Source organism: Thioalkalivibrio sp., assembly GCF_041690275.1.
Lineage (GTDB): Bacteria > Pseudomonadota > Gammaproteobacteria > Ectothiorhodospirales > Ectothiorhodospiraceae > Thioalkalivibrio.
On record NZ_JAWLHP010000062.1, the window covers coordinates 12929 to 16798 of the forward strand.

General features: G+C 66.7%; 2 protein-coding genes. Both read left to right on the forward strand.

Annotation, left to right across the window (positions count from 1 at the left end; genetic code table 11):
* The first annotated feature begins 217 nt into the window (after positions 1-217).
* Entirely contained in the window at positions 218-931 is a 714-nt protein-coding gene (locus ACESMN_RS11415) for an SDR family NAD(P)-dependent oxidoreductase (RefSeq protein ID WP_373053726.1), read from the forward strand.
* A gap of 552 nt (positions 932-1483) precedes the next feature.
* On the forward strand, positions 1484-3870 hold a 2387-nt coding region (locus ACESMN_RS11420; RefSeq protein ID WP_373053727.1), incomplete at its 3' end, for a ribonucleoside-diphosphate reductase subunit alpha.

Here is a 3870-nt window from a genome sequence, read left to right on the forward strand (position 1 = left end):
GGGTGGTGACTGGTGGGCACACTTCGTTTTGCCCACCCTACGAGGTCCCGCGAGGCATGAGGAAAAGCCCGGGCGGTGACTGGTGGGCACACTTCGTTTTGCCCACCCTACGAGGTCTACGAGGTCCCGCGGGGCATGAGGGAAGGGTAGGGTGGGCCAAGCGCAGCGGGCCCACCGTGCGGCCTGACACACCAACCATCTTGCAGGAGGAACCGCCATGTCCGCCAAGCCCATTCGCAGTGCCCTGGTGACCGGCAATTCCCGTGGACTGGGTCTCGGCCTGAGCCGGGTGCTGATGCGTCAGGAAGCCGCCGTCTACGGGCTGAGCCGCAGCGGCTGTCCGGAGCCCATCGCCGGCGACGTGCGCGTGGACCTGGCCGACTACGAGGCCATCGAGCCGGCGATGGCGCGACTGCTGGAGGGTGTCGAACGGCTGGACCTGGTGGTGCTGAACGCGGGCCTGCTCGGCAACATCCAGAGCATGCAGGAGGCGGACATCGGCGAACTCCGGCGGCTGATGGACGTGAACGTGTGGGCGAACAAGCCGATCCTGGACCACCTGCTGGCCAGCGGTATCGCGGTGGGCCAGATCGTTGCGATCTCCTCGGGCGCCTCCGTCTCCGGCAACTTCGGCTGGAGCGGCTACTCGATCTCGAAGGCGGCCCTGAACATGTTCGTGCAGCTGTACGCCCACGAATTTCCGCAGACGCCGACGCACAGCCTGGCCCCGGGGCTGATCGACACCGAGATGCAGGAGTTCATCTCCGGGAAGGTGGACACCGAGCGTTTTCCGGCGCTTAAGCGTCTGCAGGACGCCCGGGGGACGGAAGCGATGCCCGACAACGATACCGCGGCGCAGCGGATCCTCGATGCCCTCGAACGGCTGCGCGCCGTGCCCACCGGAGGCTTCGTCGACCTGCGCGAGCTGTAGGCGCGTTTTCCCGCGCCGGAGTCGCCGAGCGGGTTCGCCTCCCACGGCGGCCGTCGGGGCGGGCCCTACACGGCAGGACTGCCGTGGGAGCGGCTTCCAGCCGCGATCAAGCGCTGTGGCAGCCGCGATCAGGGGCTGCGCCAGCCGCGATCAGGCGCTGCGCCAGCCGCGATCAGGCACTGCGCCAGCCGCGATCAGGCACTGCGCCAGCGCGATCAGGCGCTGTGCCAGGTGACGAGGCCCATCGCGGCTGGAAGCCGCTCCTACGGCGTTTGAATCCTGCTGTTTAAGCATATTCCGGAACTCGGTCTATAAAAAATTTTCATCAGGACTCATTAAAAAAAAATAGGCCACTAGGGCGCTCGGATATTCTCCGGGCGGTCCCGTTCTTCCAGGCCAGTCGCCGCAAGGCCTTGGCCGTTCGGCACCCAGCTTTTCCACAGTTTCCCCACCCGGTCTGCACAGCATAGACACAAGATATTGTGTCTAGGAAACCTCGGAAACACGTCCTATAGTAGGTCGCCGTAGCCACCGGTACAGGACGAGGTTCTCATGCACAGCGACGCCCAGCCCCTTACTCCACCAGCTCAGCACGACCTCCGGCAGGCGCCAGCCAGCGAATCCGCGGAGCCCGGCGCGGAGATCCTGGCGACTTCGCCGGGACAGCACCAGGTGATCCGCCGCAACGGCAAGGTCACCGGCTTCGACGACTCGAAGATCGCGGTCGCGATCACCAAGGCCTTCCTCGCGGTGGAGGGCGGCAACGCGGCGGCCAGCCGGCGCATCCACGACATCGTGCAGGAGCTGTCCGGGCAGGTGAGCGAGAACCTGTTCCGGCGCGCTGGCAACGGCTCGATCACCGTGCATATCGAGGACATCCAGGATCAGGTGGAACTGGCGCTGATGCGCGGCGGCCACCACAAGGTCGCGCGGGCCTACGTGCTGTATCGGGAGAAGCAGTCCGAAAAGCGGGCGGCCGAGGCCGCGAAGAAGAGGCCGGCGGCTGCCGCGGCGGACACGGTCCTGCACGTGGTGCGCGCGGACGGTACGCGTACCCCGCTGGACGAGGCGCGCATGGCGGCGGTGGTCGAGGAGGCCTGCCGCGGTCTGGACGAGGTGGACGGTGCGCGCGTGCTCGCCGAGGCCCGGCGCAATCTCTTCGACGGCGTCGCCGAGAAGGACGTCGGCACCGCGCTGGTGATGGCCGCGCGGGTGCAGATCGAGCAGGAGCCGAACTACTCGCAGGTCACCGCGCGCCTGCTGATGGACAACCTGCGCCGCGAGGCCCTGACCTTCCTCGCCGGGCTGCCGCAGGAGGCCACCCAGGCCGAGATGGGCGAGCGCTACCCCGAGTACTTCCAGGCCTACATCAAGCGCGCGTCGCAACTGGAACTGGTCGATTCCGAACTCACCCGCTACGACCTCGACGTCCTCGGCAAGGCGCTGAGGCCCGAGCGCGACCTGCAGTTCACCTACCTCGGGCTGCAGACCCTGTATGACCGCTACTTCATCCACTCCGGCGGCACCCGCTTCGAACTGCCGCAGGCCTTCTTCATGCGCGTGGCGATGGGGCTGGCGATCAACGAGGTCGACCGCGAGGCCCGCGCGATCGAGTTCTACGAACTGCTGAGCTCCTTCGACTTCATGAGCTCGACGCCGACGCTGTTCAACTCGGGCACCCTGCGCCCGCAGCTCTCCTCGTGCTATCTCACCAGCGTGCCCGACGACCTCGACGGCATCTTCGGCGCGATCAAGGACAACGCCCTGCTGTCGAAATTCGCCGGTGGCCTCGGCAACGACTGGACCCGCGTGCGCGGCATGGGCGCCCACATCAAGGGCACCAACGGCAAGAGCCAGGGCGTCGTGCCGTTCCTGAAGGTCGCGAACGACACCGCGGTCGCGGTCAATCAAGGAGGTAAGAGGAAGGGCGCGGTCTGCGCCTACCTCGAGACCTGGCACATCGATGTCGAGGAATTCATCGAGCTGCGCAAGAACACCGGCGACGATCGCCGGCGCACGCACGACATGAACACCGCGAACTGGATCCCCGACCTGTTCATGCAGCGGGTGGTGGAGGAGGGCGAGTGGACGCTGTTCTCGCCGAGTGAGACCGGGGACCTGCACGACCTGGTCGGCGAGGCCTTCGCGAAGCGCTACGCCGAGTACGAGGAGAAGGCCGCGCGCGGCGAGATCAAGGTCTTCAAGAAGATCCGGGCCGTGGATCTCTGGCGCAAGATGCTCGGGATGCTGTTCGAGACCGGGCATCCCTGGATGACCTTCAAGGACCCCTGCAACCTGCGCAGCCCGCAGAGCCACGTCGGCGTGGTGCACAGCTCCAATCTGTGCACCGAGATTACCCTGAACACCTCGGATGACGAGATTGCCGTCTGCAACCTGGGTTCGGTGAACCTGGCCGCGCACGTGACGGATGGCGCGCTGGATCTGCCCAAGCTCGAGCGCACCGTGACCACCGCGATGCGCATGCTCGACAACGTGATCGACTACAACTACTACAGCGTGCCGCAGGCGCGGCGCTCCAACCTGCGCCACCGCCCGGTGGGCCTCGGCATCATGGGCTTCCAGGACGCGCTCTACGCGATGCGCCTGCCCTATGCGAGCGAGGACGCGGTGGCCTTTGCCGATACCTCGATGGAGGCGGTCTCCTACTTCGCGATTCAGGCCTCCACGCGGCTCGCCGAGGAGCGCGGCCGCTACGCGACCTACGAGGGCTCGCTGTGGAGCCAGGGCATCCTGCCGATCGACTCGATCGACCGGCTCGGGGAGGCGCGCGGTCAGTACCTGCAGCAGGACACCAGCCGCACCCTGGACTGGGACGCCCTGCGCGAGCGGGTGCAGAGCGTCGGCATGCGCAACTCCAACACCATGGCCATCGCGCCCACCGCGACCATCTCCAACATCTGCGGCGTGTCGCAGAGCAT

Coding starts and splice junctions, on each gene's coding strand:
- ACESMN_RS11415 (WP_373053726.1), top strand. CDS start 218: ATGTCCGCCAAGCCCATTCGCAGTGCCCTGGTGACCGGCAATTCCCGT.